A 1,396-nucleotide genomic window follows, 5' to 3' on the forward strand; every position below is an offset into this window, starting at 1 on the left:
GGGGCGTATCCGGGACTTTGTGTAAGTCCCTGGCTTTCATGTGGCGTTGAGCCGGTCCTCGAAGAAGAGTGAGAACTGGTTCAGCGCCTTCTTCCAGTGTGGCGCGACGTGGTTGACATCGCGCGCTTTGGGGGTGATCAGCTCGCGGACGGCGAGGTAGAGCACCTTCAGCGCGGCCTGTTCGGAGGGGAAGTGCCCGCGGTTTCGGGTGGCTTTCCGCAGCCGTGCGTTGATCGACTCGATCAGGTTCGTCGAGTAGACGACCTTCCTTATCTCCGGCGGGAAGGCCAGGTAAGGGATGAACTCGTTCCAGGCGGCCTGCCAGGTCCGCACGATCGCGGGATACCTCTGGCCCAGCTCGCCCGCGGCGAAGTCGGCCAGGGCCTGTTCGGCGGCCTGCTCGGTCGACGCGGTGTAGATGTCCTTCAACTCCGTGACCAGCCGGGCATGATGCTGCTTGGAGGCGAACCGCAGCGACGCGCGGATCAAGTGGATCACGCAGGTCTGCACGGTGGCCTTGGGCCAGGTTGCGGTGACCGCCTCGGGCAGGCCCTTCAGCCCGTCGCAGGCGACGATGCACACGTCCTCGACTCCGCGGTTGCGAAGCTCGGACAGCACGGTCATCCAGGTCGTGGCGCCTTCGCCTTCCTCGCCGGCCCACAGGCCGAGCACGTCCTTGCAGCCGTCCATGTCCACCCCGACAGCGAGGTAGACGGGCCGGGAAGCCACGGACCCGGAACGGATCTTCACCCGCAGCGCGTCGATGTAGATGATCGGCCACACCGCGTCCAGCGGCCGGTTCTGCCAGGCATCAAGCTCGTCGGCAACGGCGTCGGTGACCTTGCTGATCAGGTCCGCGGAGACCTCGACGCCGTACATGCCGGCCAGGTGCGAGCGGATGTCGCGCACGCTCATGCCACGCGCGTACAGCGACAGGACCTGTTCGTTGAACCCCGCCAGCCGCCTGGCGTGCTTGGGCACCAGCCGTGGCTCGAAACTCCCGTCGCGGTCCCTCGGCACGGCCAGCGTGACCGCTCCGGCGTCGGTCAGCACCGTTTTCGGTGAGGTCCCGTTGCGGCTGTTGCCCGAGCCGCGGCCTGCCGGGTCATGCTTCTCGTAGCCGAGGTGTTCGGTCATCTCCGCGTCCAGGGCCCGTTCCAGCACGGCCCGGGTGACCTCTGTCAGCAGCCCGCCCTCGCCCAGCAAGGCCGCACCCGAGGCGTCGGCGCGGTCCATCAGCCGCTCGACGACCTCGTCCACCAGCTTGTCCTCGACCGGCTCGATGGCCGGGATGTCCTTGTCGTTCATGTCCGTCCGTCCCGGCTGGCAAAGGCCCAGGTCAAGGCCCCGGCCAGCCTGTCACATCACGGACTTACACGATCTTTCAGACACGCTC

At 67.0% G+C, this 1,396-nt stretch carries 1 protein-coding gene; it reads right to left on the minus strand.

All coding sequences use genetic code 11. The features are described 5' to 3' along the window. Positions 1-36 precede the first annotated feature (36 nt). Entirely contained in the window at positions 37-1,308 is a 1,272-nt protein-coding gene (locus tag ACIHFE_RS34510) for an IS256 family transposase (protein ID WP_400113037.1), read from the minus strand. Positions 1,309-1,396: the final 88 nt, after the last annotated feature.

It is taken from the genome of Streptomyces sp. NPDC052396, from assembly GCF_044593195.1.
Lineage (GTDB): Bacteria > Actinomycetota > Actinomycetes > Streptomycetales > Streptomycetaceae > Streptomyces.